21 protein-coding genes are annotated in these 23,476 nt (G+C 67.8%); 2 read left to right on the top strand and 19 right to left on the bottom strand.

Annotated elements, in window-relative coordinates:
- Window positions 1-22: 22 nt before the first annotated feature.
- The 18 genes from ftsZ to SH591_RS13190 form a co-directional block, all read right to left on the bottom strand.
- A complete protein-coding gene (ftsZ, locus tag SH591_RS13275) occupies window positions 23-1,486 on the bottom strand; it encodes a cell division protein FtsZ (RefSeq protein WP_324749531.1) in 1,464 nt (487 codons plus the stop codon).
- Between the two features lie 110 nt (window positions 1,487-1,596).
- Window positions 1,597-2,856 (bottom strand): cell division protein FtsA, encoded by a 1,260-nt coding sequence (ftsA, locus tag SH591_RS13270; RefSeq protein ID WP_324749530.1) that lies wholly within the window; start codon window positions 2,854-2,856, stop codon window positions 1,597-1,599.
- An 8-nt stretch (window positions 2,857-2,864) separates the two neighbouring features.
- Window positions 2,865-3,800: a cell division protein FtsQ/DivIB gene (locus SH591_RS13265; protein ID WP_324749529.1), complete on the bottom strand. Its 936-nt coding sequence runs from the start codon at window positions 3,798-3,800 to the stop codon at window positions 2,865-2,867.
- Window positions 3,797-4,687 carry a D-alanine--D-alanine ligase gene (locus SH591_RS13260; RefSeq protein WP_416385242.1) on the bottom strand — a complete coding sequence of 297 codons (891 nt, stop codon included), beginning with the start codon at window positions 4,685-4,687 and terminating at the stop codon, window positions 3,797-3,799. The genes SH591_RS13265 and SH591_RS13260 overlap by 4 nt, the downstream gene beginning before the upstream one ends.
- Window positions 4,688-4,709: 22 nt before the next feature.
- Entirely contained in the window at window positions 4,710-5,621 is a 912-nt protein-coding gene (murB, locus tag SH591_RS13255; protein WP_324749526.1) for a UDP-N-acetylmuramate dehydrogenase, read from the bottom strand.
- Window positions 5,618-7,030, bottom strand: a complete 1,413-nt coding sequence (murC, locus tag SH591_RS13250) for a UDP-N-acetylmuramate--L-alanine ligase (protein ID WP_324749525.1) — start codon at window positions 7,028-7,030, stop codon at window positions 5,618-5,620. The genes murB and murC overlap by 4 nt, the downstream gene beginning before the upstream one ends.
- A complete protein-coding gene (gene murG, locus SH591_RS13245; RefSeq protein WP_324749524.1) occupies window positions 7,027-8,187 on the bottom strand; it encodes an undecaprenyldiphospho-muramoylpentapeptide beta-N-acetylglucosaminyltransferase in 1,161 nt (386 codons plus the stop codon). Before murG ends, murC begins: the two co-directional genes overlap by 4 nt.
- Window positions 8,184-9,398 carry an FtsW/RodA/SpoVE family cell cycle protein gene (locus tag SH591_RS13240; protein ID WP_324749523.1) on the bottom strand — a complete coding sequence of 405 codons (1,215 nt, stop codon included), beginning with the start codon at window positions 9,396-9,398 and terminating at the stop codon, window positions 8,184-8,186. The genes murG and SH591_RS13240 overlap by 4 nt, the downstream gene beginning before the upstream one ends.
- A complete protein-coding gene (gene murD, locus SH591_RS13235; protein WP_324749522.1) occupies window positions 9,395-10,672 on the bottom strand; it encodes a UDP-N-acetylmuramoyl-L-alanine--D-glutamate ligase in 1,278 nt (425 codons plus the stop codon). The genes SH591_RS13240 and murD overlap by 4 nt, the downstream gene beginning before the upstream one ends.
- Complete coding sequence (gene mraY / locus SH591_RS13230) at window positions 10,669-11,742, bottom strand: phospho-N-acetylmuramoyl-pentapeptide-transferase (protein ID WP_322832725.1); 1,074 nt, start codon at window positions 11,740-11,742, stop codon at window positions 10,669-10,671. The genes murD and mraY overlap by 4 nt, the downstream gene beginning before the upstream one ends.
- Window positions 11,742-13,124 carry a UDP-N-acetylmuramoyl-tripeptide--D-alanyl-D-alanine ligase gene (locus SH591_RS13225; protein WP_324749521.1) on the bottom strand — a complete coding sequence of 461 codons (1,383 nt, stop codon included), beginning with the start codon at window positions 13,122-13,124 and terminating at the stop codon, window positions 11,742-11,744. The genes mraY and SH591_RS13225 overlap by 1 nt, the downstream gene beginning before the upstream one ends.
- A complete protein-coding gene (locus tag SH591_RS13220; protein WP_324749520.1) occupies window positions 13,121-14,536 on the bottom strand; it encodes a UDP-N-acetylmuramoyl-L-alanyl-D-glutamate--2,6-diaminopimelate ligase in 1,416 nt (471 codons plus the stop codon). The genes SH591_RS13225 and SH591_RS13220 overlap by 4 nt, the downstream gene beginning before the upstream one ends.
- On the bottom strand, window positions 14,536-16,218 hold the full coding sequence (locus SH591_RS13215) for a peptidoglycan D,D-transpeptidase FtsI family protein (RefSeq protein ID WP_324749519.1): 1,683 nt from the start codon (window positions 16,216-16,218) through the stop codon (window positions 14,536-14,538). Before SH591_RS13215 ends, SH591_RS13220 begins: the two co-directional genes overlap by 1 nt.
- Window positions 16,215-16,856 (bottom strand): hypothetical protein, encoded by a 642-nt coding sequence (locus tag SH591_RS13210; RefSeq protein WP_324749518.1) that lies wholly within the window; start codon window positions 16,854-16,856, stop codon window positions 16,215-16,217. Before SH591_RS13210 ends, SH591_RS13215 begins: the two co-directional genes overlap by 4 nt.
- Entirely contained in the window at window positions 16,853-17,815 is a 963-nt protein-coding gene (rsmH, locus tag SH591_RS13205) for a 16S rRNA (cytosine(1402)-N(4))-methyltransferase RsmH (protein WP_324749517.1), read from the bottom strand. Before rsmH ends, SH591_RS13210 begins: the two co-directional genes overlap by 4 nt.
- A complete protein-coding gene (locus SH591_RS13200; protein WP_322832720.1) occupies window positions 17,812-18,303 on the bottom strand; it encodes a division/cell wall cluster transcriptional repressor MraZ in 492 nt (163 codons plus the stop codon). Before SH591_RS13200 ends, rsmH begins: the two co-directional genes overlap by 4 nt.
- A 270-nt stretch (window positions 18,304-18,573) precedes the next feature.
- The gene (locus SH591_RS13195; protein ID WP_324749516.1) at window positions 18,574-19,881 is read right to left on the bottom strand and encodes a Gldg family protein; all 1,308 of its coding nucleotides are present in this window, start codon (window positions 19,879-19,881) and stop codon (window positions 18,574-18,576) included.
- On the bottom strand, window positions 19,829-20,104 hold the full coding sequence (locus tag SH591_RS13190; RefSeq protein ID WP_322832718.1) for a hypothetical protein: 276 nt from the start codon (window positions 20,102-20,104) through the stop codon (window positions 19,829-19,831). Before SH591_RS13190 ends, SH591_RS13195 begins: the two co-directional genes overlap by 53 nt.
- Window positions 20,105-20,243: 139 nt before the next feature.
- Between SH591_RS13190 and SH591_RS13185 the strand changes: the two genes are divergently transcribed.
- A complete protein-coding gene (locus SH591_RS13185) occupies window positions 20,244-20,624 on the top strand; it encodes a hypothetical protein (protein ID WP_322832717.1) in 381 nt (126 codons plus the stop codon).
- Between the two features lie 71 nt (window positions 20,625-20,695).
- Here the strand turns inward: SH591_RS13185 and SH591_RS13180 are convergent, their stop codons facing one another.
- Window positions 20,696-21,166 carry a VOC family protein gene (locus SH591_RS13180; protein WP_324749515.1) on the bottom strand — a complete coding sequence of 157 codons (471 nt, stop codon included), beginning with the start codon at window positions 21,164-21,166 and terminating at the stop codon, window positions 20,696-20,698.
- Between the two features lie 110 nt (window positions 21,167-21,276).
- Between SH591_RS13180 and purL the strand changes: the two genes are divergently transcribed.
- Window positions 21,277-23,463: a phosphoribosylformylglycinamidine synthase subunit PurL gene (gene purL, locus SH591_RS13175; protein ID WP_324749514.1), complete on the top strand. Its 2,187-nt coding sequence runs from the start codon at window positions 21,277-21,279 to the stop codon at window positions 23,461-23,463.
- The last annotated feature ends 13 nt before the right edge of the window (window positions 23,464-23,476 follow it).

Below are 23,476 nucleotides of genomic sequence, written 5' to 3'. Positions count from 1 at the left end.
GGGCACCCTGAGGGAACCAACCCTATTGGTTGTTCTGCCGATTGAGGAAGCGCGGGATGTCGAGCGGATCGCGGTTGCCGCGCGCCACCGGGGCCGCTTCTTCCTCGACCTGCGCCTTGGCGGCGCCGCGGGCGATGTTCGACATGCGCTCGAACAGAGTGCCGCCCGAACGCGCGGCCGGGGCCGGCGCGCTCTCCTGGGCGGCGAGCCACGAGCGGGTGCCCGGACGCGGCTCTTCGGCGGTCTCGGCCGGCTCTTCGTCGGCGAGCATGTCGCCGCTGCCGAGCAGCAATTCCTCTTCCTCGGTCTCGGCGGCTGGGGCGTCGAGCGACAGCTCATCGGCCGGCGCAGGCGTTTCCAGGCTGAGTTCGGTCGGGGTTTCGAGCGCCGGCTCGGCGTCCATTTCCGAAACGATCTCGGGCTCGGGCACCGGCTGCGGGGCCGGGCGGGCGTCGCCGGTGCGCGATCCGGTCGGGAAAGCGAAAACTTTGGCCGGAGCCGCCGGCTGCTGCGCCTGCGCGTCGGCATCGATGCCGGTGGCGACGACAGAGACGCGGATCTTGCCCTCGAGGTCGTTGTTGAACGCCGAGCCCCAGATGATGTTGGCGTCGGGATCGACCAACTCGCGGATGTGGTTGGCGGCCTCGTCGACCTCCATCAGGCGCATGTCCTCGCCGCCGGTGATCGAGATGATCACGCCCTTGGCGCCCTGCATGCTCACGCCGTCGAGCAGCGGGTTGGCGATCGCCTGTTCGGCCGCTTCGATGGCGCGATTGTCGCCGGAAGCCTCGCCGGTGCCCATCATCGCCTTGCCCATCTCGCCCATCACCGAGCGGACGTCGGCGAAGTCGAGGTTGATGAGGCCCGGCATGACCATCAGGTCGGTGATGCCCCGCACACCCTGCTGCAGCACCTCGTCGGCCATCTGGAACGCTTCCTTGAAGGTCGTGTTCGGATTGGCGATGCGGAACAGGTTTTGGTTCGGGATGACGATCAGCGTGTCGACGTGCTGCTGCAGCTCGGCGATGCCGGCATCGGCCGAGCGGCCGCGACGGTTGCCCTCGAACGCGAACGGCTTGGTAACGACGCCTACGGTCAGGATGCCGCGGTCGCGCGCCGCCTTGGCGATGACCGGGGCGGCGCCGGTGCCGGTGCCGCCGCCCATGCCGGCGGCGATGAAGCACATATGCGCGCCTTCGAGCGCCTTCTCGATCTCCATGATCGTCTCTTCGGCGGCGGCCTTGCCGATCTCCGGCCGCGAACCCGCGCCGAGACCCTGCGTAATCTTGAGGCCGAGCTGGATGCGCTGATCCGCCTGGGAGGCGTTCAATGCCTGCGCGTCGGTGTTGGCGACGATGAAGTCGACGCCCTGGACGTCGCTGTTGATCATGTTGGCGATGGCGTTGCCGCCCGCTCCGCCGACGCCGATGACGCTGATCCGAGGCCGCAGTTCGTCCACCTCAGGTCGGATGAAATCGATGCTCACTGGCCTTCTCCCCTGCTCGAAACATTACGCGACAACGCGCCCTTGAAGATTCTTTTGCACGACCCGATTCGCGGACGGAAGCGAAAAGTTAACATGTTGGAAAATTAACCCTAATAATTGCTCCGAAAGACCGAGATCAGGCGCTGAACAAGGTTCCCGCCGTCCGATTTCCGGACGGTCGTTTCGGTTCCAGCGATCTGGCGCAGGTCCAGTTCCTTTGAAGCGGCGAACTGTGCCAAACCCGCGAGGGTGGTGAAGGCGGGTCCGCTGTGCGCTTCGGGCAGGCCGGGCATCTTCGGACGGCCGATGCGGACCGCGCGGCCGAGCACGCCCTGCGCGTAATCGGCCATGCCCTTCAGCTCCGATCCTCCGCCGGTGAGGACGACCTGGCGGCCGAACGGCCCGGAGAAGCCGAGCTCCTTCAGCGCGGCCGCAATCTCGTCCATCAACTGCTCCAGCCGCTGACGGATGACCGCGATCAATTGGGCGCGGGTAATGCGGGTCGCCTCGGTCCCTTCCTCGGACCCGGCGAGCGGCGCGATGTCGATCATGTCGTGATTGTCGCGCGGGCTGGTCGTCGCCGATCCGTAGAAGCATTTCAGCCGCTCGGCCTCGACGCGGCGCGTGCCGAAGGCCGAGGCGATGTCGTCGGTGATGTCGATGCCGCCGATGCCGAGCGCCTTCAGCCCGACCAGCATGCCGCCGGCGAAAACCGAGACGTTGGTGACGCCCGCGCCCATCTCGACCAAAGCCACGCCCAGTTCCCGTTCCTCCTCGCTGAGGCAGGCCTTGCCCGCAGCGACGGGCGAGGCGACGATCGCCTCGACCCCGAGATGCGCCGAGCGGACGCACAGGTCGAGATTGCGGACCGGCGAGGGCTCGCCGGCGATGACGTGGATGTCGACCGCGAGCTTGTCGGCGTGGAGACCGAGCGGCTTCTTGACGCCCTGCAGCCCGTCGACCGTGTACATGGCCGGCAGCGCGTGCAGCAGCATGCGGCCTTCCGGGTCGATCGAGTTGCGGCCGGCGGAGAGGAGATTGTGGATGTCGGCCTGCTCGACGCGGCGGCCGCCGATCTCGACTTCCACGCTGGCGACGGTGCTGACCAGCCCGCCCGCCGAGAAGCCGACGAACACGTCGTCGATATTGGTGCCGGCGATGCGCTCGGCCTGCTCGACCGCCTCGCGGATCGCCGCTTCGGTCCGCTCCATGTCGGCGATGAAGCCGCGCTTGACCCCGCGGCTCTCGCGCTGGCCGGTGCCCAGTATCTTGAGTTCGCCGTCGTCGGTCGGCTCGGCGATCAGCGCCGAGACTTTCGACGAGCCGATATCGAGTGCGGTGACGAGCTTGCGGGTTGCGGGCGGCGGCATGCGGGTCCTCATATCGTCGTCGCCGGATCGACGCCGGCGCTGCCCGGAGCTTCCGCCGCGGGGTCGAATTTCGGCACGGTGCTGCCGGGCTCGTCGGAGACGCGCACGATGATCTTGCCGGGGATGCGCATGTCGAAGCGCACGAGGCCGCGGCCGAGCAATTGCGTCGCCTTGTCCATCCGAGCGAAATGGGCGAGCGCCTTCTGCGCCGCCGCCGGCCCTTCGGGCAGCGCAAGCACTTCGCCCGATTGGAAGCGGATGTCCCAGCGGCGGCCGCCGATCCAGGTCGCGCCGGCCAGCATCGGCTTCAGTTGCGGCGTGGCCTCGAACAGGGCCTCGAACTCGTTGACATGTCGGTTGGCGGCCGGGCCGATGACCAGCGGCAGATCGGGCATCGCCTCCAGCCGAACCTGCTCCAGCAGCACGCCTTCGCGGTCGATCAATGCCAGTTGCTGGTTGTTCTGCCAGATCGCAGCGGGCTGGCGCTCGACCACGTCGACGACCAGGGTATCGGGCCAGCGGCGCGAGACGCGCGCGTCGCGCACCCAGCCGAAGCGCAGCAACTTCTCGCGCGTGCCGTCCAGATCGACGAGCGGCATCGCCATCGAATCCTGATCGAGCGCGACCGCATAGACGGGCAGACGCTCCATCCGGTTGAGGCCCTTGATCTCGACGCGCTTCACCTCGAAGCCCGCGTCGCCGACGCTCTGGCCGATCGCCGTGCCGATCATCTGCGGGACCTGCATTGCGACGCCGATCGCCAAAGTGAGCGCGACGATCATGCCGCCGAAAATCCACAGGCTGATGCGCCGGATCGTCTCGGGCGCCACGGGAAGCGCGTCGAACATGCCCGGCTGCTTCTTGCGGCTCTTGCCGCGGGCGGTCGGCTTGGCCTTGGGCCTGGACTTCGCCGCGGACGAGCCGCGCGCGATGCGTGCGCTCATAGGGCCTCCTCGACGATCCGCTGGACCAGCTCGGCATAGCTCATGCCGCGATATTTGGCCTGCTCCGGCACTAGGCTGAGCGGCGTCATGCCGGGCTGCGTGTTCACTTCGAGCAGGAAGAGGCCTTCTACGCCCTTCTCGTCGTCCCAGCGGAAGTCGGAGCGCGAGGTGCCCTTGCAGCCGAGCAAACGATGCGCCTCCAGCGCCATCGCCAGCGCCGCGTCGCGCACATCGTCGGGAATCTCGGCCGGGCAGACATGCTCGGTCATGCCGTCGGTATATTTGGAATCGTAATCGTAGAAGCCGGACTTGGGACGCAGCTCGGTGACCGCCAATGCCTCGTCTCCCAGCACCGCGGCGGTAAGCTCGCGGCCGCGGATGAAGGGCTCGGCGAGCAAGCGGTCGAAATGCTGCCACGGCCCCTCGACATCGCGGCCGATCGGGTTGCCGTAATTGCCTTCGTCCGTGACGATGGCGACGCCGACCGACGACCCTTCGTTGACCGGCTTCAGAACATAGGGACGCGCCATCGGGTCGCTGGCATAAAGGCTCTCGCTCTCGACGATATGGCCGCCGGGCATGCGGATGCCGTGCGGCACCAGCGCCTGCTTGGTGAGTTCCTTGTCGATCGCGATCACCGATGTGACGAGGCCGCTATGGGTATATTTCAGGCCCATCAGGTCCATCATGCCCTGGACGGTGCCGTCCTCGCCGGGCGTGCCGTGGAGCGCGTTGAACACCACGTCGGGATTGGCCTCGGTGAGCTTCTGGGCGACGTCGCGGCCCATGTCGATGCGGGTGACGCGGTGGCCGAGGCTCTCGAGCGCATCGGCGACGCCAGCGCCGCTGGACAGCGACACGTCCCGCTCGGCCGAAAGACCGCCCATCAGGACCGCGACATGAAGCTTCTCAACCACGCTCATTCCTCACCTTCGTGCCCACCCGCTGGATTTCCCATTCGAGCTCGATCCCGGCATGCTCGCGCACCCGGCGCCGCACTTCCTCGCCCAGCCCCTCGATGTCCGCAGCGCTCGCGCTGCCGAGGTTGAGGAGGAAGTTGCAATGCTTCTCCGAGACCTGCGCGTCGCCGACGGTCAGCCCGCGACAGCCGGCTTCGTCGACCAGCTTCCAGGCCTTGGTGCCCGGCGGGTTCTTGAAGGTCGAGCCGCCGGTGCGGCTCCGCAAAGGCTGGCTCGCCTCGCGCTCGGCGGCGATCCGGTCCATCTCGGCCTGGATCGCGGCGGGATCGCCGGCATGGCCGCGGAAGGTCGCGGCGACGACGATGCTGCCTTCGGGCAACTCGCTGTGGCGATAGATGTAGCCGAGGTCGCCAAGCGGCAGCGTCTTGCGCTCGCCGGAGCGCAGGACGACGTCGCACTCGACGAGGATGTCCTTCACCTCGCGGCCATAGGCGCCGCCGTTCATGCGCACGAACCCGCCGACCGTGCCAGGAATGGAGCGCAGGAATTCGAGCCCGGCAATGCCGGCGTCGCGGGCGGTCGACGAGACGAGGATGCCGCTGGCGCCGCCGCCGCACCGGACCGTCGTGGGATCGACGCGCTCGACCTTGGCGAAAGGCTTGCCGAGGCGGACCACGACGCCCGGGACGCCGCCGTCGCGGACGATCAGGTTCGAACCAAGACCGAGGCCGAGCACCGGCAGCGCCGGATCGAGATCGGCGAGGAAGGCCGCAAGATCCTCGACATCGGCGGGCTCGAACAGCCATTGCGCGGTGCCGCCCGCCTTGAACCACACCAAAGGCGCGAGCGGCGCATCGGGCGTCAGACGGCCGCGGACGCGGGGCAAAGTGGCGACGCTCATTTGGCGAGCCTCGACTGCTTGATGCCTTCGGCGAGGCCGGCCGCCCATTTGGTGATGTCGCCAGCGCCGAGGCAGATCACCATGTCGCCGCGGCCGGCGACGTCGCGCAATTGCCGGGCGAGATCGTCCGGCCCCTCGACCTTGCTGACCGCGCGGTGGCCGCGCTGCTTGAGGCCGCTGACAAGCGCCTCGGCGTCGACGCCGTCGATCGGCTCCTCGCCGGCGGTGTAGACCGGGGCGACATAGACGATGTCGGCGTCGTTGAAGGCGCCCTGAAACTCCTCCATCAAGTCGCGGAGGCGCGTGAAGCGGTGCGGCTGGACGACGGCGATCACCCTGCCCTGCGCGCCTTCGCGGGCGGCGGCGAGGACGGCTTTGATCTCGACCGGATGGTGGCCGTAATCGTCGATGATGGTGACGCCTTCGATCACGCCGACATTGGTGAAGCGGCGTTTGACGCCGTGGAACTTCTCGAAGCCCTTGGCGATGACGTCGTCAGGGATGCCAAGCTCGATCGCGACCCCGATCGCGGCGAGCGCGTTCTGGACATTGTGGCGGCCCGGCATGGGCAGTTCGACGTCGGCGATCGTGCGGATGTCGCCGGCGCGGTTGCGGACCGAAACGTCGAAGCGGTTGCCGCCGGCTATCGGCGTCACATTGTCGGCGCGCAGATCGGCGAGAGCCGCAAAGCCGTAGGTGACGACGCGGCGGTCTTGCAGGCGCGGGATGATCGCCTGCACCTCGGGATGGTCGACGCAGAGCAGAGCCGCGCCGTAAAAAGGCACGTTCTCGACGAACTCGACATAGGCGTCCTTGGCCTTGTCGAAATTGCCGTAATGGTCGAGATGCTCGGGATCGATATTGGTCACGACCGCGATCGTGCCGTCGAGGCGCAGGAAGCTGCCGTCGCTCTCGTCGGCCTCGACCACCATCCAGTCGGATTTGCCGAGCCGGGCGTTCGACCCGTAGGCGTTGATGATGCCGCCGTTGATGACGGTGGGATCGATCCCTCCCGCATCGAGTAGCGCCGCGACCATCGACGTCGTCGTGGTCTTGCCGTGCGTGCCGGCGATGGCGACGGTCGATTTGAGCCGCATCAGCTCGGCCAGCATCTCGGCCCGCCGCACCACGGGGATGCGGCGCTCTAGCGCATATTCGACCTCGGGATTGTCGCGCTTGATCGCGCTCGAGGTGACGACGACCGCGGCTTCGGCGACGTTCTCGGGCCGGTGGCCGATCATCACGGCAATGCCCTGCTTGCGCAGGCCCTCGACGACATAGCCCTCGGTGACGTCCGAGCCCTGCACCTTGTAGCCCAATATGTGCATCACTTCGGCGATGCCGGACATGCCGATGCCGCCGATGCCGACGAAATGGATGGTGCCGATGTCGGTGCCGACGCCCCTCATGCGCGCGCGCCCCGGAGCGCCGCGCCGCTGATTTCCTCGAGCCCAGCGCCGGACTGCCGGCCCGAGCGCTCGACGAGATCGGCAAGGTCCTTCGCGGCGTCAGGCCGGCCGACGGCGCGGGCGCGCTCGGCGGCATTGGCCAAGGCGGCGGGCTCCAGGCCCAGTTTCTGCATCTGCTTGGCCAGCTCCACCGGCGTGAAATCCTTCTGCGCGATCATCCGCGCGCCGCCGGCCTTGGCCATCTCGCGCGCATTGTAGGTCTGGTGGTCGTCGGTCGCGCTCGGCAGCGGGATCAGGATCGCCGGTCGCCCGGCAGCGGTGAGCTCGGCGATGGTCGAGGCGCCGGCGCGGGCGATGACGAGGTGCGACCAGGCGAGCCGCTCGGGCAAATCTGGCATATAAGTTGCGAGATCGGCCGGTATGCCGAGCGCGGCATAGCGGGCGCGCACTTCCTCGATATCCTCGGCCCGGCATTGCTGCGTCACCTGCAAGCGGCGTCGGAAATGCTCGGGCAGCAAAGCGAGCCCGTCGGGCACCACGCTGGAGAGGATCGTCGCGCCCTGGCTGCCGCCGGTGACGAGCACGCGGAACACGCCGTCCTCGGCGAGCTTGGGGAAGGGCTGGTCGCGCAGCGCCAGCACCTCGTCGCGGACCGGATTGCCGACGAGATGGACCTTGCCCTTCTGCGCCGCCGGCAGCCGCTGGATCTCGGGATAAGCGGTCGCGATCGCATCGACCTTCGTGGCGACGAGGCGGTTGACGCGGCCGAGCACGGCATTCTGCTCGTGGACCAGGGTCGGGATGCCATCGCGCCGGGCGGCGAGCAAAGCCGGCAGCGCCGGATAGCCGCCGAAGCCGATCACGGCCGAGGGCCGGAAGGTCTCGTAGAGGCGCGAGGCCATCGCCCGGCCGGTGAGGATGGCGCGCGCCGCCTTCAGCCAGCCGATCGGGCCGCCGGCGAGGCGCCCGGCCGGCAGGATATGGACCTGGGTGCCTTCGAACAGGCCCGGGATGCGGGCGCCGCGATCGTCGGTGATGAGCGCGACGCGATGGCCGCGCGCGGTCAGCTCCTCCGCCAGCGCATGGGCGGGGATCATATGGCCGCCGGTACCGCCGGCAGCGAGGACATAGTGGCGCGATACCCGGAAACTGCTCATGAGCGCCCGCTCCATTTCACGACATAGGGAGAGCGGTGCAGATAGGGGTTTCGCCGCGTGAAGGCGAGCAGCAATCCCATGCCGATCGACAGCGCCACCATCGACGAGCCGCCGTAGGAAATGAACGGCAAAGTCATGCCCTTGGACGGGGCGAGCTGGACGTTGACCGCCATGTTGATCAGCGCCTGCAGCCCGAATTGGCACACCAAGCCGGCGGTCGCCAGCACCAGGAACATGTCCTCCTCGTGCAGCAGCCGGATCAGCACGCGCGCGACGATGACCAGATAGAGGATCGCGATCGCCATGCAGGCGACCATGCCGAACTCCTCGCCGATCACCGAGAAGATGTAGTCGGTATGCGGCTCGGGCAGATTGAACTTGCGGGTGCCGCCGCCGGGACCGGTCCCGAACAGGCCGCCCGAGGTCAATGTGCGCAATGCGCTGTCGGTCTGGTAGGTGTCGGTATCCCCGCCTCCGCCGAACAGGAAGGCGTTGATGCGGTCATTCGCCACCGGATAGAAGAAATAGGCCAGTACGACCCCGACCACTGCAGCGAGGCCGAGGAGGATCAGGAAGCGCATCGGCACGCCGGCCAGCGTCAGCAGCATCACCCAGGCCGCCGCGAAGATCACGGTCTCGCCGAAATTGGGCTGCTGCATCAGGAGCAGGGCGACAAGGCCGGTCAGCACCGCCGTGAGCGGCACGACCGGCAGGTTGAGGTCCTGCTGCCGCAGCGACAGGATCCACGCGATCGAGACGATAAACATCGGCTTCAGAAATTCGGACGGCTGGAACTGGGCGAAGCCGAAGCCGAGCCAACGCCGGGCGCCGTTCACCTCGTTGCCGACGAACGGCACCAGCACCAGGAAGCCAGTGAAGACAACCGCCCCCACCAGGCACAGCCGCCGGGCGGTCGCCTTGGGCAGCATCGAGACGCCGATCATCACCGGCACCGCGGCGATGATCCAGACGAGCTGCCGATAGAAATAATGGAGCGGGGCGTAACTGAAGTCGCCGCCCGAATAACGCTGCGCTGCCGCCGGCGAGGCCGCGGCGACCGCGATCAGGCCGATCGAGATCAGCACCGCCACGAGCAGCAAAAGGACGCGGTCGATTTCCCAGAACCAGCGGCCGAGCGCGCTGCGGTCGGAACGGCCGAGGCGGTTGGCCATCGCCTTGCGGGTCGATTTTGCGCCGTCGACAAGGCTCATGCCAGGGCCTCCACCGCGGCGCGAAACGCGTCGCCTCGCGCTTCATAATCCTTGAACTGGTCGAACGATGCACAGGCAGGCGAAAGCAATACGACCTCGCCCGGCGCGGCGGCGCGCGCAGCGGCCGCGACGGCATCGGCCAGATTGCCGCTCTCGCTGACCGGGACCTTCCCTTCCAGCAGGCGCGCGAACAGCGGGCCGGCCTCGCCGATCGTGTAGGCCGCCTTCACATGGCCGAGGAACGGCTCGCAGGCGTCGAGATCGTCGGACTTGGGCAGGCCGCCGAGAATCCAGTGGACCGCCGGATAGGCGCCCAGGGCCGGCGCGGTCGAGGTCGGGTTGGTCGCCTTGCTGTCGTTGACGAACAGCACGCCCTCCCGCTCGGCGACCCGCTCCATGCGGTGCGGCAGGCCGGGATAGGTGCGCAGCGCCTCGGCAATCACCTCGGTCGCCACGCCCAGTGCCTGCGCGGCGGCCACGGCGGCGGCCACGTTCTGCGCGTTGTGCGGCCCTTGCAGCGAAGGCCATTGCGACTGGTCGCGGACGTCCTCGGACGAGACCAGGATGCGCTCGCCGGTCAGCTGGCCGGCAATGGCCCGCGTGTAATCGTCCTCGGTGGCGACGACCGCGACATGGTCGGGCGACTGCATCGCGAACAGCCGCGCCTTGGACGCGGCATAATCATCGATGCCGTCGTAACGGTCGAGATGATCCGGGCTGACGTTGAGCAGCACCGAGACGTCGCAGTCGAGGCTCCGGGTGAGGTCGATCTGGTAGGAGGAAAGCTCGAGCACGTAGACGCCACCTTCCGGCAACGGGTCCTGTCCCAGGATCGGCGCGCCGATATTGCCGCCCATCGTCGTCGGCAGGCCGGCGCTCTTCACGATGTGATGAATGAGCGCGGTCGTCGTCGATTTCCCGTTCGTGCCCGTAATGCCGACCACCTTGTGCGGCGGCAGCGACGGGCGCGCCTGCGCGAACAGTTCGATGTCGCCGATCACCGGCACCTTCGCCTGCCGCGCGCGCTCGGCGATCGGGTGGCGATTCAAAGGCACGCCGGGCGAGACGACCACGCCGGCAAAGCCGTAGAGCGCGGTTGTCAGCGGATCGGCGATGCGCGCCTTGCCTTCCACCGCCGCCCGCGCGTCCGCGCGCGTGTCCCAGGCCATGATGCTGGCGCCGCTGGCGGCGAGCGCTTCCACCGTCGCAAGGCCCGATCGGGCAAGGCCAAGGACCGCGTAGCTTTTGTCTCTGAAGGCGTCGCTCGCGATCATCTCAGCTTGAGCGTGGCAAGGCCCGCCAGCGCGAGCACGAAGCTGATGATCCAGAAGCGGATGACGACGGTCGGCTCGGACCAGCCCATCTGCTCGAAATGGTGGTGGATCGGCGCCATCTTGAAGACGCGCTTGCCGGTGCGCTTGTAGAAGAAGACCTGGATGATCACCGAGGCCGCCTCCAGCACGAACAGGCCGCCGATGATGGCGAGCACGATCTCATGCTGGGTCGCGACCGCGATCGCGCCGAGCGCGCCGCCCAAAGCGAGGCTGCCGGTATCGCCCATGAAGACCGCGGCCGGGGGCGCGTTGAACCAGAGGAAGGCGAGGCAGGCGCCCACGATCGCCATGCACAAAACGGCGAGGTCGCCGACGCCGAGCACGTGCGGGATGCCGAGATATTCGGCGAAGACCGCGTTGCCGACCAGATAGGAGATGATCAGGAAGGCGATGCTGGCGATCGCCACGGGCATGGTCGCGAGGCCGTCGAGCCCGTCGGTGAGATTGACGGCGTTACCCGCCCCGACGACCACGAACGAGGCGAAGATCAGATAGGCGACCGGCCCGATATCGACGACCGGACCCTGGAAGAAGGGGATGTAGAGATCGGTGCCAGTGCCCTGGAGGATGACCCAGCAACCGACGCCCGCGACCAGGAATTCGGCGAGCAGGCGAACCTTGCCGGAGACGCCCTTGTGGCTGCGCTTGGTGACCTTGTCGTAATCGTCGAGGAAACCGATCAGGCCGAAGCCGACCGTGATGAACAGGCAGGCCCACAGATAGGGATTGCCGAAGTCCATCCACAGAATCATCGCGACCGCGACCGAGGTCAGGATCATAAGCCCGCCCATGGTCGGCGTGCCGCGCTTGGCGAGGTGGGTCTGCGGGCCGTCCTCGCGGATCGGCTGTCCCTTGCCCTGGCGGATGCGCAGCCAGCCGATGAATTTCGGACCGATCAGCAGGCCGAGGATCAGCGCCGTGGCGACGGCGCCGCCGGCGCGGAACGTGATGTAGCGGAAGAGATTGAGAATCCCTGCGAAATCCAGCTGCTCGGCAATGAATAGAAACATCAGCTTTTCCTGCCCGCCAGCGCCTCGACGACGGCGGCAAGTCCTACAGAATTCGAACCCTTGACGAGTATCGCGTCGCCGGCTCCGATCAAGCCCCGGACGGACTCAAGAGCCGCGGACGCGTCCGCCACATGCTTTATTTCCACCCTGTTTCCAAGCGCTTTCGCCAGCGGCGCCATCTCGTCGCCGACCAGCACCACATGCGCGACGCCGGCCGCTTCGATCGGCTCGGCCAGGCCGGCGTGGAAATCGTCGGACGTGTCGCCGAGCTCGCGCATCGCGCCAAGGACGGCGATGCGCCGGCCGGACACCATTTCGCCGCCGAGCGTCTTCAGCGTCGCGCGCATCGACGATGGGTTGGCGTTGTAGCTTTCGTCGATCAGCAGCGCTTCGCCCTCGCCTGCCGCGATGCGGTGGCGTTCGCCGCGGCCCTTGAGCCCGGCCATGTCGGCCAGAGCGAGCCCGGCGGCCGCAAGATCGCCGCCCATGGCCTGGACCGCGCCCATCACGGCGAGCGCGTTGGAGACCCAATGCTCGCCGGGCTGCGACAAAGTGAAGGTGAGATCGACGCCGCCCGGAAGCAGCGCCGTCATGATCGTGCCGCCCTCGCGCCGGGCGACGACGTCGCGGGCACAGATGTCGGCGCCCTCGCCGAGGCCAAAGGTCAGGACATTGGCCGCATAAGGGCGCGCCGCCGCGAGTAGCCGGTCGCGATGGGGACTGTCGAACGGGATCAGCGCGCTGCCCCCTTCTTCCAGCCCCTGGAAGATTTCGCCCTTGGCGTCGGCAATGTCCTCGTCGGACTTGAAGAAGGCGCGGTGGGCCGGTGCGATCGCGGTGACGATCGCGACATGGGGCCGAACCAGTTGCGTCAGCGCCGCGAGCTCGCCGGCATGATTCATGCCCATTTCGAAGATGCCGAAGCGCGCTTCGCGCGGCATGCGCGCGAGCGACAGCGGCACGCCGGTATGGTTGTTGTAGCTCTTGACCGAGCGGTGCGCACGGCCCGGTGCGCAGCGGTCTAGCGCGGCGAACAGGGCTTCCTTGGTGCCGGTCTTGCCGACCGAACCGGTTACGCCCGCGATGCGCGCCTCGCTGCGCGCGCGCGCGCCGCGGCCGAGATCGTCGAGCGCCTTGGTGGTATCGGCCACACGGACATGCGGACGCCCGGCCGCTTCGCTGACGAGCGCGCCGGCAGCGCCCTGGCCGTACGCCTTGTCGAGGAAGAGATGGCCGTCGGTGGCCTCGCCCTTCATCGCGACGAAAAGGTCGCCCTCCACGATCTCGCGGGAATCGAAGGCGACTCCGTTCGCGACGAAATCGCCCTGGACTTCGCCGCCGGTCGCGTCGGCGATTTCCTGCGCGGTCCAGAGCGGGCTCATGCGGCGCACTCGCGGGCGACGCTGACGTCGTCGAACGGCAGCACGCGGTCGCCGATGATCTGGCCCTGCTCGTGGCCCTTGCCGGCGAGCAGGATGATGTCGTCGCTGCCGGCCTCGGCGACCGCGTAAGCGATCGCCTCGCGCCGCCCCGGCACTTCGATCGCGGCCGGCGCGCCGGCCAAGATGTCGCGGCGGATTGCGGCCGGATCCTCGCTGCGCGGATTGTCGTCGGTGACGATGGCGAGATCGGACATGCGCGCGGCGACTTCGCCCATTTCAGGGCGCTTGCCGACGTCGCGGTCGCCGCCCGCGCCGAACACGGTGATCAGGCGGCCGCGCGCATGCGGGCGCAGCGCCTCGATCGCCGAGACCAAGGCATCGGCCGTATGGGCGTAATCGACATAGACGGGGGCGCCGGCGCGGGTGATGACCGCACGCTCGAGACGGCCACGGACCGGCTGGACACGACCGAGATTGGCGAGCGTCTGGCCAAGTTCGCCGCCGGTCGCGAGGACGAGGCCCGCCGCAGTCAGCGTGTTGGCGGCCTGATAGGCGCCGATCAGCGGGATCTTGACCTTGTGGGTCTTGCCCTCGGCCTCGACCGTCAGCGTCTGGCCGAGCTGGCTGGTCTCGCGGCCAACCAGCTTCAGCGTCTCGCCGTTCGCGCCGACGGTGAGGACGCGCAGGCCGCGCAGCTCGCAGATCGCCAGCACTTTGGCGGACTTGGGATCGTCCATCCAGATCACGGCGGTGCCGTCCCCCTCCACCACTTCGGTGAAGAGCCGCATCTTGGCCTCGAAATAGGCCTCCATCGTGCCGTGATAGTCGAGATGGTCGCGGGTGAAATTGGTAAAGGCGGCCGCCTGCACCGGGAGGCCTTCGGTGCGATACTGGGCGAGGCCGTGGCTCGATGCTTCGAAGGCGGCATGGGTGATTCCCATCCGCTCGAGCCCGGCCATGTTGGAGAGGAAGGTGACGATGTCCGGCGTGGTGAGGCCGGTCGTGACCTGCTCGTCGGCGGTGGTGACTCCGAGCGTGCCGATCGAGGCGGACGGGTGGCCGGCCATGCGCCACAATTGGCGGGTCATCTCGACATTAGAGGTCTTGCCGTTGGTGCCGGTGACCGCGATCACCGTCTCCGGAAACGGCTTGAAAAAGCGCGCCGCGAGCTGGGCGAAGGCCTGGCGCGGCTCGGCCGCCGCGACATGGGCCGCACCCGTGACGGACGCCTCGGGCCGAGCGACCACGGCCACGGCGCCGGCCTCCACCGCGTCGGCGATGAAATCCTCGCCGTTGAAGCGGGCGCCGGCAAAGGCGCCGAACACGGTGCCGGGCGCCACCTTGCGGTGATCGATGGCAAAGCCGGTTACAATGGATTCGTCGTTGCCGCCGATCAGTGCCCCAAGCCGCATCAGGGTGCCTTGGACTTGCCCACCAGGGCCATTATGCTGGAGAGGTCGATGTCGCGCGTGTCGCTCGGGATCACGCCGAGCAAGGGCCCGGTGCGCGAGATCACCTTCGAGACGACAGGGGCAGCCGTCCAGGCAGCGGTTGTGAAGCCGAACGTGTCGGCCGTGCCCTTGGGCGCGTCGAGCATGGTGATCACGACATAGCGCGGGTCGTCCATCGGGAATGCGGCGGCGAAAGTCGAGACGTTCACCTTTCTCGAATAGCCGCCCGACGACGTCTTTTCAGCCGTGCCGGTCTTGCCTCCAACGCGGAAACCGGGCGCTTCGCCTTTCCGGCCGGTGCCTTCCACCACGATCATGCGCAGCATCTGGCGCAGCTGACGGCTGGTCGCCTCCGAATAGACGCGGCGGCCTTCGGGCGCCTTGTTGACCTTGAGCAGGGTCGCGGGACGCCAGATGCCGCCGTTGACCAGCGCCGCATAAGCGGTGGCGAGGTGGAGCGGGGTGACGGCGAGGCCGTGGCCGTAGCCGCTGGTGAGAACGGTGGCGCGGCTCCATTCGCGCGGGAAGATCGGGCGGCCTTTTTCGAGCTCGATATGGGCGGCCTCGTGGAACCCAAGCGCACGGAACGCCGCCTGCATCCGCTCGGCGCCCATCTGGTCGGCGATCCGGGCGGTGACGATGTTCGACGATTTGACCAAAGTCTGGACGATATTGGCCGAGCCCGGAATCGGATGGTCGTCACGGATGCGGAAGCGTCCGATCTGGATCGGCGCGCCCGACTGGTAGCGTTGGGCGGGCGACTTAACCACGCCGGCCTCCATCGCCGCGGCGACGGTGATCGGCTTGAACGTCGAGCCGAGCTCGTAGACGCCCATCGTCGCGCGGTTGAACAGGGCGTCGGGGGAGGCCTTGCCGGTCGCGTTGGGATTGAAAGTCGGAAAGGAGGAGAGCGCGATCACCTCGCCGGTCTTGACGTCGAGCACGATCCCGGTGGCGCCCTCCGCGCTGTGCTTGACCATTGCCGCGCCAAGCTCGCTCTCCATCGCGGCCTGGACGCGGCTGTCGATCGAAAGCGCGATCGGCGTGCCGCGCGTGTTCGGGTCGGTCAGCCGGTCGTTCAGCACCTTCTCCATGCCGCTGACGCCCTGGCCGTCGAAATCGGTCCAGCCGAGAATGTGCCCGGCCATGCCGGTCTGCGGATAGAGGCGTTCGGGCTCGCGGTCGAAGACGATCGCCGGCTCGCCGAGCGCGTTGGCGGCGGCGACGAGGTCCGGCATGGCGCGGCGGTTGAGATAAACGAAATTCTTACCCGAGGTCAGGATCGCTTTATATTCGGCGACGCTCCGCTCATCCATCAGCTCGTGGAGCTTCACTGCCAGCTCATCCGGATCGCCGAGCAGCTTGGACGGATGGACGGCGATCGACCAGGCGTCGATGGTCCGCGCCAGAGGCACGCCGTTGCGGTCGACCATGTCGCCGCGCGCGGGCAGCAGCGGATTGCCGATCGAGGCGACGCTGCGCTCGGTGAAGATCTGGAGATAGATGAGCCGCGAGGCGATCATGAAAGTGACGCCGGCGAACACCAGCATGACGAGCATCAGGCGCTGATAGGTAAGGGCCAGCGACTCCTGCCGCTGGCCTCCCTGCTTCGCCGTTCGTGCCTGCGCTGCGATCGCGGTCATTGTCCGCCGGTACCCGCCGATTTCCTCTCGCTGCGCGCGGCGACGCCGATCTCCGCGATCAGCCGGTCGTCGAGCAGCCCCGACTTCTTTTCGGCCACAGGCGCGGCCTTGGCCGGCTTGGCGGCAGCGAGCTTGACCGGCGCCGGCGTTGGCGCCGACGCGGCGGCCTTGATCGGCTTGAACGGCCGGTCATCGGTCGGAACGTAGGCGGCGCGCTGGATCATCGGACGCGCTTCCCGGCTATCCTCGATCTCGGCCGCGGCCATCTTCACGGCCGGCCGCTCGGCGGGCTTGGGCGCTTCCATCGCCGCCATCTGCACCGGGGCGCGCTCGGCGACAGTCTTGTCGTGGCGGTCGAAGCGGGCGAGCATGAACTCGTCCTCGAGGAACTGCGACGACGTCGGCGCCGACAGAGCCAGCACGTCCGCATTCCACTGGTCGAGCTGTGCGAGGCGGCCGCGCGTGCCGAGCTCGGTCTGCAGCGTCCGGATTTCCCGCTTGGTCGCGATGATGCGGCGCTCGAGGCTCGCCAGCTCGGCGCGCTCCGAAGCGACGTTGAGCGACAGCATGTAGCAACCAAGGGCGGCGCTGGCGACGGCGGCGACCCATCCGACCGGCTTGAAACCCTGGGTAATCATGACGTCGTTCCTTCGGACCAGGCGGGGGCAGGTGTGCGGCGGGCGACCCGCAAAGTGGCGGAGCGGGCGCGGGGGTTGGCCTTCAACTCGGCGTCGCCCGCGCGGACGGCCTTCGCGACCGCATCGAACGTCGGCGCCGGACCCTTGTCCTGCTGCACGGGGAGATGGCGCGATCCGGCCGGGACCGAGCCGCTGCGCGCGCGCAGGAAGCGCTTCACAATGCGGTCCTCGAGGCTGTGGAAGGTGACGACTGCGAGGCGGCCGCCGGGCTTCAGCACCTGTTCGGCCGCCTCGAGCCCGCCCTCGAGCTCCTGCATTTCTTCGTTCAAATGGATGCGGATCGCCTGGAAGGTCCGGGTCGCCGGGTCCTTCTTCATGCCGGCATGATGGCCGAGCGCCTTTCGCACCACGTCCGCAAGCTGGCCGGTGCGCTCGATCGGGCGCGCGGCCACGATCGCGCGGGCGACGCGGCGCGACTTCGGCTCCTCGCCATAATGGTAGAGGATGTCGGCAATCTCTTCTTCGTCGGCCTGGTTGACGAAGTCGGCGGCGCTCTGTCCTTCCCGGCTCATCCGCATGTCGAGCGGACCGTCGGACTGGAAGGAAAAGCCGCGCTCTGCCCTGTCGAGCTGCATCGAAGATACGCCGATGTCGAGCGTGACGCCGTCGACTTCACTCACGCCGCGGGCAGCGAGCGCCTGACGCATCCGGGAAAAACGCTCCGGAACAAGCGTCAGGCGGCCCCCGCTCTCATCCACGAGCCCACTACCCTCGCGGATGGCATCCGGGTCGCGATCGAACGCAAACACTCGCGCACCGGTGTCCAGTATAGCCTTGGTGTAGCCGCCGGCCCCGAAGGTGCCGTCGACATGAATCTCGCCTTCGCCCGGCGCGAGGCCGGCAATCACCTCGTCGAGCAGGACGGGGACGTGCGGGGCGGAAGCCTGGGCCGCACTCACAGCGCGATCCCCTTTTCTTCGAGCCGGTAGGCGGCGAGATCGCGCAGATCCTCGTCGGCGCTCTCGAGCGCGAGCTTTGGATTCCAGATCTCGAAGGTGCCGCCGATACCGACGAACAAGGCCAGATCCTCGATCTGCCCCTTGCGGCGCATCATCGGCGGCAGGATGATCCGGCCGCTGGTGTCGTAAGGAACGTCCTCGGTAAGGCCGAAGGTGCGGCGCGCGCGGGCGTGGTGCGCGGCCAGATCGGCGCCGGCGGCCTCTTCGGCGAGGCGGCGGCGCTCATTTTCGGCGTAGAGGATCTTGGCGTAGCCGCGATCGTAGGCGTTGAGGCAGGGCGACACCTCGTGCATGCCGATCACGATCGCCTTGGCGTCCGAGCGGCGCTCCACCACCCCACGGATGAACGCCGGCACCGACAGACGCCCCTTGGCGTCCACCGCGCTCAATGCGCTTCCGTTGAAGAGATGTTCCAGTTCCACGCTCATCCGCCCTCGAAAGGTCGGAGCTCCCCCGTTCACGGAAACGCAGTTGCGTTGCCGCGTGACTCACCTGGCCAACAGGAATTTGCCCCGATCTTTACAGGCCAGTGGATAACAGCATGGAGTTAGGGATGGAAGGGGTTTTCATGCCGTACGTGGGGATTTCATGCCCAACTGTGGAAAATACCTGTGTATTCATGGTTTGTTCTACACGATGTTCGCAAGAAGTTCACGCGGGACAAGCCTGTGGATAAGTCTGTTCAAAGTTAAGGCGAATTAACCGTGCCGGAGTCGCGCCGCTAAGAACGCCGCAATCAGGGCCAGCACGGCCGGAAGCAGACCGAGAAGCAGAGTCGGGACTTGGCCGGGGTCGGCGCGAAGCCATTGAACGTCCCCGGCAAGGCGCTCGCGCTTCAGGCCGGCCAGTCCGTCGAGCCAGTCGGCAAGGACGAGCGGGTTGTCGGCAAGGCGTTCGTGGCGCTGCCCCTGCCCCGGCCCCGCCCAGAGCGCGTCCCGCAGCAGGTCCGCGTCGGCGACCAGCCACGCCGCACCTCGCCCGAGCGGGCAGCGCGCCGTGAGTCGGTCGGGAGCCACAATGCAGTCGCCGCGCTCGCGCACGAAGCTACCCGGCGCTGCCAGAGTGAGCCGACGCCCGCTCGCCAGGTCGCGCACGACGAGGTCCCGAGCCGAGGGTCGATCGAGCCGCAGCCCCCAATGGCCGAGCAGCGGCCCGAGCCACGACGTCGGCGGCGGCCGCCGGCTGTCGCCCAGCGGCAGGTCGGACGGCCAGACCAACAGGGGATCGGCGAGGATGAGCGCCCGTCCGCCGCCGCGGATCCACGCGTCGAGCGCGACCAGTTCCTGCGGCGCCAGCACCCGCGGCTGAGCGAGCAGCAGCAGGCGCCCCCTGGCCAGTTCCTTGTCGTCGAGCAGGTCGAGCGGACGGACCCTGAATTCTTCCTCCAGCATCCGATAGGCCAGAGCGGGGCGCGAGGACGGATCGAAGGCGCCGCCTTCCCCCCAGACGATCGGCAGCGCCGTCATCAGCATCAGTTCGGGCCGGGCCGGATCGGGCCGGCGCGCGGTCTCGGCCAGGACAAGAGACTCGTAGGGCCGGAGGCTTCCGGGAACGAGCAGCAGCGCCCCGATCGTCGCCGCGCCGAGCCACCGGCCCCAGCGCGACAGCCGCAGGAGCGCTTGAATGACCAGGTCGAACGCCAGCGCGAGCAAGGCGCCGCCGGCGAGCCCGCGCAGCATCTCCGCCCACGGCTCGGTTGCCCCGAGACTCAGCAGGAACAGGCTTTCGCCCGCCGCCGCAAGCACCAGCGCCAGCGTGTAGAAAAACAAGCGGCGGCGCCAGGGCCAGCCGCCAACCGCCGCCGCGGCCATCAGCAGCAGCCACGGCCGGAAGGCGAAGAAGAGAAGCGCTTCGGCCCGCCCCCAGTCGAAGAAGCGGCCGAGGGCGAGCGTGACGAGCAGCTCGGCCGCGGCAAAGCAGGCCGCGCCGACCATCGCCTTCGCGACGTGCGCCCTATCGATTGTTGGAATCGGCCCCGGCGTTGCCGGCCATGTTGGTGTCCGCATTGCCGGGCGCTACGCCCAGCTCGGCCAACGGTTCCTTGGGCTCGGCCTGCTGTGCAGCGATGCCGTCGCCGCCCATCTCGATCATATTGGCGGTGATCGGCTGCTCCTCGCTGGGGCTGCTGAACACTGCGCCCAGCAGCACGAGGACGAAGACAAACGCCAGTCCGGTAAGGCCGATACGGACCCGTTGGGATCCGCGCAGGCTATCTTCGATACGTCCCATAAGCGGCGCGGACCTTAAACCAGGCGTGGGCGCTTGTCGAACCCCCGCCGCCCCTGGTCGAAACGGGCTGGTTTGGGATCCTGAAAACCGTTAACAAAATTCTTGACGCGAGATGCTGCGCTCGCGAAGGGGGGCCATCATGCACAAGAATCGTATCCTCGCAGCCGCCTCGGTCGCGGCTCTTCTCTCCCTCGCCGCCTGCGGCAGCGAGCCTGAAACGATTACCGGGAACGCCTCGGATCCGCAGGCGAAAGCGCTCGCCAAGGCCAAGCCGGTCGAGCTGCCGCCCGCGATCCAGGCGAGCCGCACCTACCGCTGCAAGGACAACAGCCTGTTCTATGCGGACTTCTACACCAACAACACGGTCCATGTCGGCGCCGAGCGCGCCGGTCCGAAGACCACGCTGACCGCCCCGGCGGCCGGCGAAGCCTATGTCGCCGAGGGCTATTCGCTCAGCGGCAACGGCACCGAGGTGACCTACACCGCGCCGGGCAAGGGTACCCAGAGCTGCAAGGCCTGATCCTTCTCACCACAACCTTTTCAAAGGCCGGCCGGAGCTTCTCCCGCCGGCCTTTTTGATGGCGGCGCCGATCAGGCCTCGGCCATCTCCGGCATCGCCGCCATGCGACGCTGCATCTCGTCCTCCGACACGTCCTCGATATGGGTGGCGAGCGTCCAGCGGTGGCCGAACGGATCGATCAGGGTCCCCATCCGGTCGCCCCAGAACTGGTCCTCCACCGGCCGCTCCTCAGTCGCGCCGGCCCGCAGAGCACGGGCATAAGCAAGGTCGACGTCGGTCACATAGATCATCAGGCTCGCCGTGGTCCCGCCGCGCTTCTGCGGCCCGAGCATGTTCATGTGCGGCCATTCGTCCGACAGCATGACATGGGAATCGCCGATCTTGATCTCGGCATGGGCCAGCTTGTCGGGGCCCATCGGCAGCCGCAGCACCTCGGTCGCGCCGAACGCCTCGCAATAGAAATCGATCGCCTTCGCCGCCCCGTCGACGATGAGATAGGGCGTCACGCTGTGATAGCCGTGCGGAATCGGGTTCACGCTCATCGGATCCTCCCTCGCTTTTCGGACTGCCGCATCCTCTGCCTCGTCGCGGAGTCGCGCAACCGCGAAAGCCAGTTTGGACAAGCTCGATCTGCCCCGCTAGGGAGCGCGCCATGACCGAATCCAAGATCACGCCCGAAATCGTCGCCGAACACGGCCTGTCCCCGGAAGAATATGAGCGCGTGCTCCACGCCATGGGGCGTGAGCCGAACCTCACGGAGCTCGGCATCTTCTCGGTCATGTGGTCCGAGCATTGCTCGTACAAGAGCTCGCGCCTCCACCTGAAGAAGCTGCCGACGACCGGTCCGCAGGTGATCTGCGGCCCCGGCGAGAATGCCGGCGTGGTCGATATCGGCGACGGTCAGGCCGCCATTTTCAAGATGGAGAGCCACAACCACCCCTCCTACATCGAGCCGTACCAGGGCGCCGCGACCGGCGTCGGCGGCATCCTGCGCGACGTCTTCACCATGGGCGCGCGCCCGATCGCCAACATGAACGCGTTGCGCTTCGGCCGGCCCGACCACCCGAAGATGCGCCACCTGATCGCGGGCGTCGTCTCGGGCATCGGCGGCTACGGCAATTGCGTCGGCGTGCCGACGGTCGGCGGCGAGGTCAATTTCCACCGCGCCTATGACGGCAACATCCTCGTCAACGCGATGACGGTCGGCTTGGCCAACACCGACAAGATTTTCTATTCGGCCGCCTCGGGTCTCGGCAACTCGATCGTCTATGTCGGCTCCAAGACCGGCCGCGACGGCATCCACGGCGCGACCATGGCCTCGGCCGACTTCTCCGAGGATTCGGAGGAGAAGCGCCCGACCGTGCAGGTCGGCGATCCGTTCACCGAGAAGCTTCTCATCGAGGCCTGCCTTGAGCTGATGGCCTCGGACGCGATCGTCGCCATCCAGGACATGGGCGCGGCCGGCCTCACCTCCTCCTCGGTGGAAATGGCCTCCAAGGGCGGCGTCGGCATCGAGCTCGACATGAACGCCGTCCCCTGCCGCGAAGAGGGCATGACGCCCTACGAGATGATGCTGTCGGAGAGCCAGGAGCGCATGCTCATGGTGCTGAAGCCCGGCCGCGAGGATTTCGCCGAGGCGATCTTCCGCAAGTGGGAACTCGATTTCGCCGTGATCGGCACGGTCACCGACACCGGCCATATGGTGCTGAAGTATAACGGCGAGACGGTCTGCGACATTCCGCTCGCCCCGCTCGCCGACGACGCGCCGCTCTACGACCGGCCGCACGTGCCGACGCCCAAACCGGCGCCGCTCGGCCCGGTCGCGCCGCAGGGCGACATCGGCGACAATCTCGTCGCCCTGATGGGCTCGCCCGATCTCGCCAGCCGCCGCTGGATCTGGGAGCAATATGACCACATGGTCGGCGCCGACACGGTCCAGCGCCCGGGCGGCGACGCCGCCGTGGTCCGCGTCCACGAGACCGACAAGGCGATCGCAATCAGCACCGACTGTACGCCGCGTTATTGCTATGCCGACCCCTATGAGGGCGGCAAGCAGGCGGTGGCCGAATGCTATCGCAACCTGAGCGCGGTCGGCGCGACGCCGCTCGCGATCACCAACTGCCTCAACTTCGCCAACCCGCAGCGGCCCGAGATCATGGGTCAGATCGTCGGCTGCCTCGACGGCATGAGCGAAGCCTGCCTGGCGCTCGACTTCCCGATCGTGTCGGGCAACGTCAGCCTCTACAACGAATCCAAGGCGACCGGCGGCGGCAGCGCGATCCTGCCCACGCCCGCGATCGGCGGCATCGGCCTGCTTGCCGACTGGAGCAGCTCCGCCACCATCGCCTTCAAGGACGAAGGCGAGGCGATCTTCGTGATCGGCGAGACCCGCGGCCATCTCGGCCAGTCGCTGTGGCTGCGCGAGATTGCCGGCCGCGAGGAAGGCCCGCCGCCGCCAGTCGATCTGGCCAGGGAGCGCAAAGCTGCCGAGTTCGTGCGCACGCTCATTGCCGAGGGCAAGGTGACGGCGGTGCACGACGTGTCCGACGGCGGCCTGCTGGTCGCGGTTGCGGAGATGGCGCTCGCCGGCGATATCGGCGCCACGCTGGAGCAGCTTGGCGACCACGCCACCGCCTTCGGCGAGGACCAGGGTCGCTACGTCGTCACCAGCCGCAACGCCGAGACGATCCAGGCCGCGGGCTTCCCGATGACCCGCATCGGCACCACCGGCGGCAAGGCCATCACGGGCGCCGGCCGCACTGTGCCGCTGGACGAGCTGCGCGCCGCCCATGAAGGCTTCTTCCCGAACCTGATGCGCGGCGAACCCGCAGTCGGCTGAACTGGCGAAGGAA

Origin of the sequence: Sphingomonas sp. LY54 (genome assembly GCF_035594035.1) — a bacterium.
Classification (GTDB): domain Bacteria; phylum Pseudomonadota; class Alphaproteobacteria; order Sphingomonadales; family Sphingomonadaceae; genus Allosphingosinicella.
This window is presented reverse-complemented; position numbering and strand designations above follow the sequence as displayed.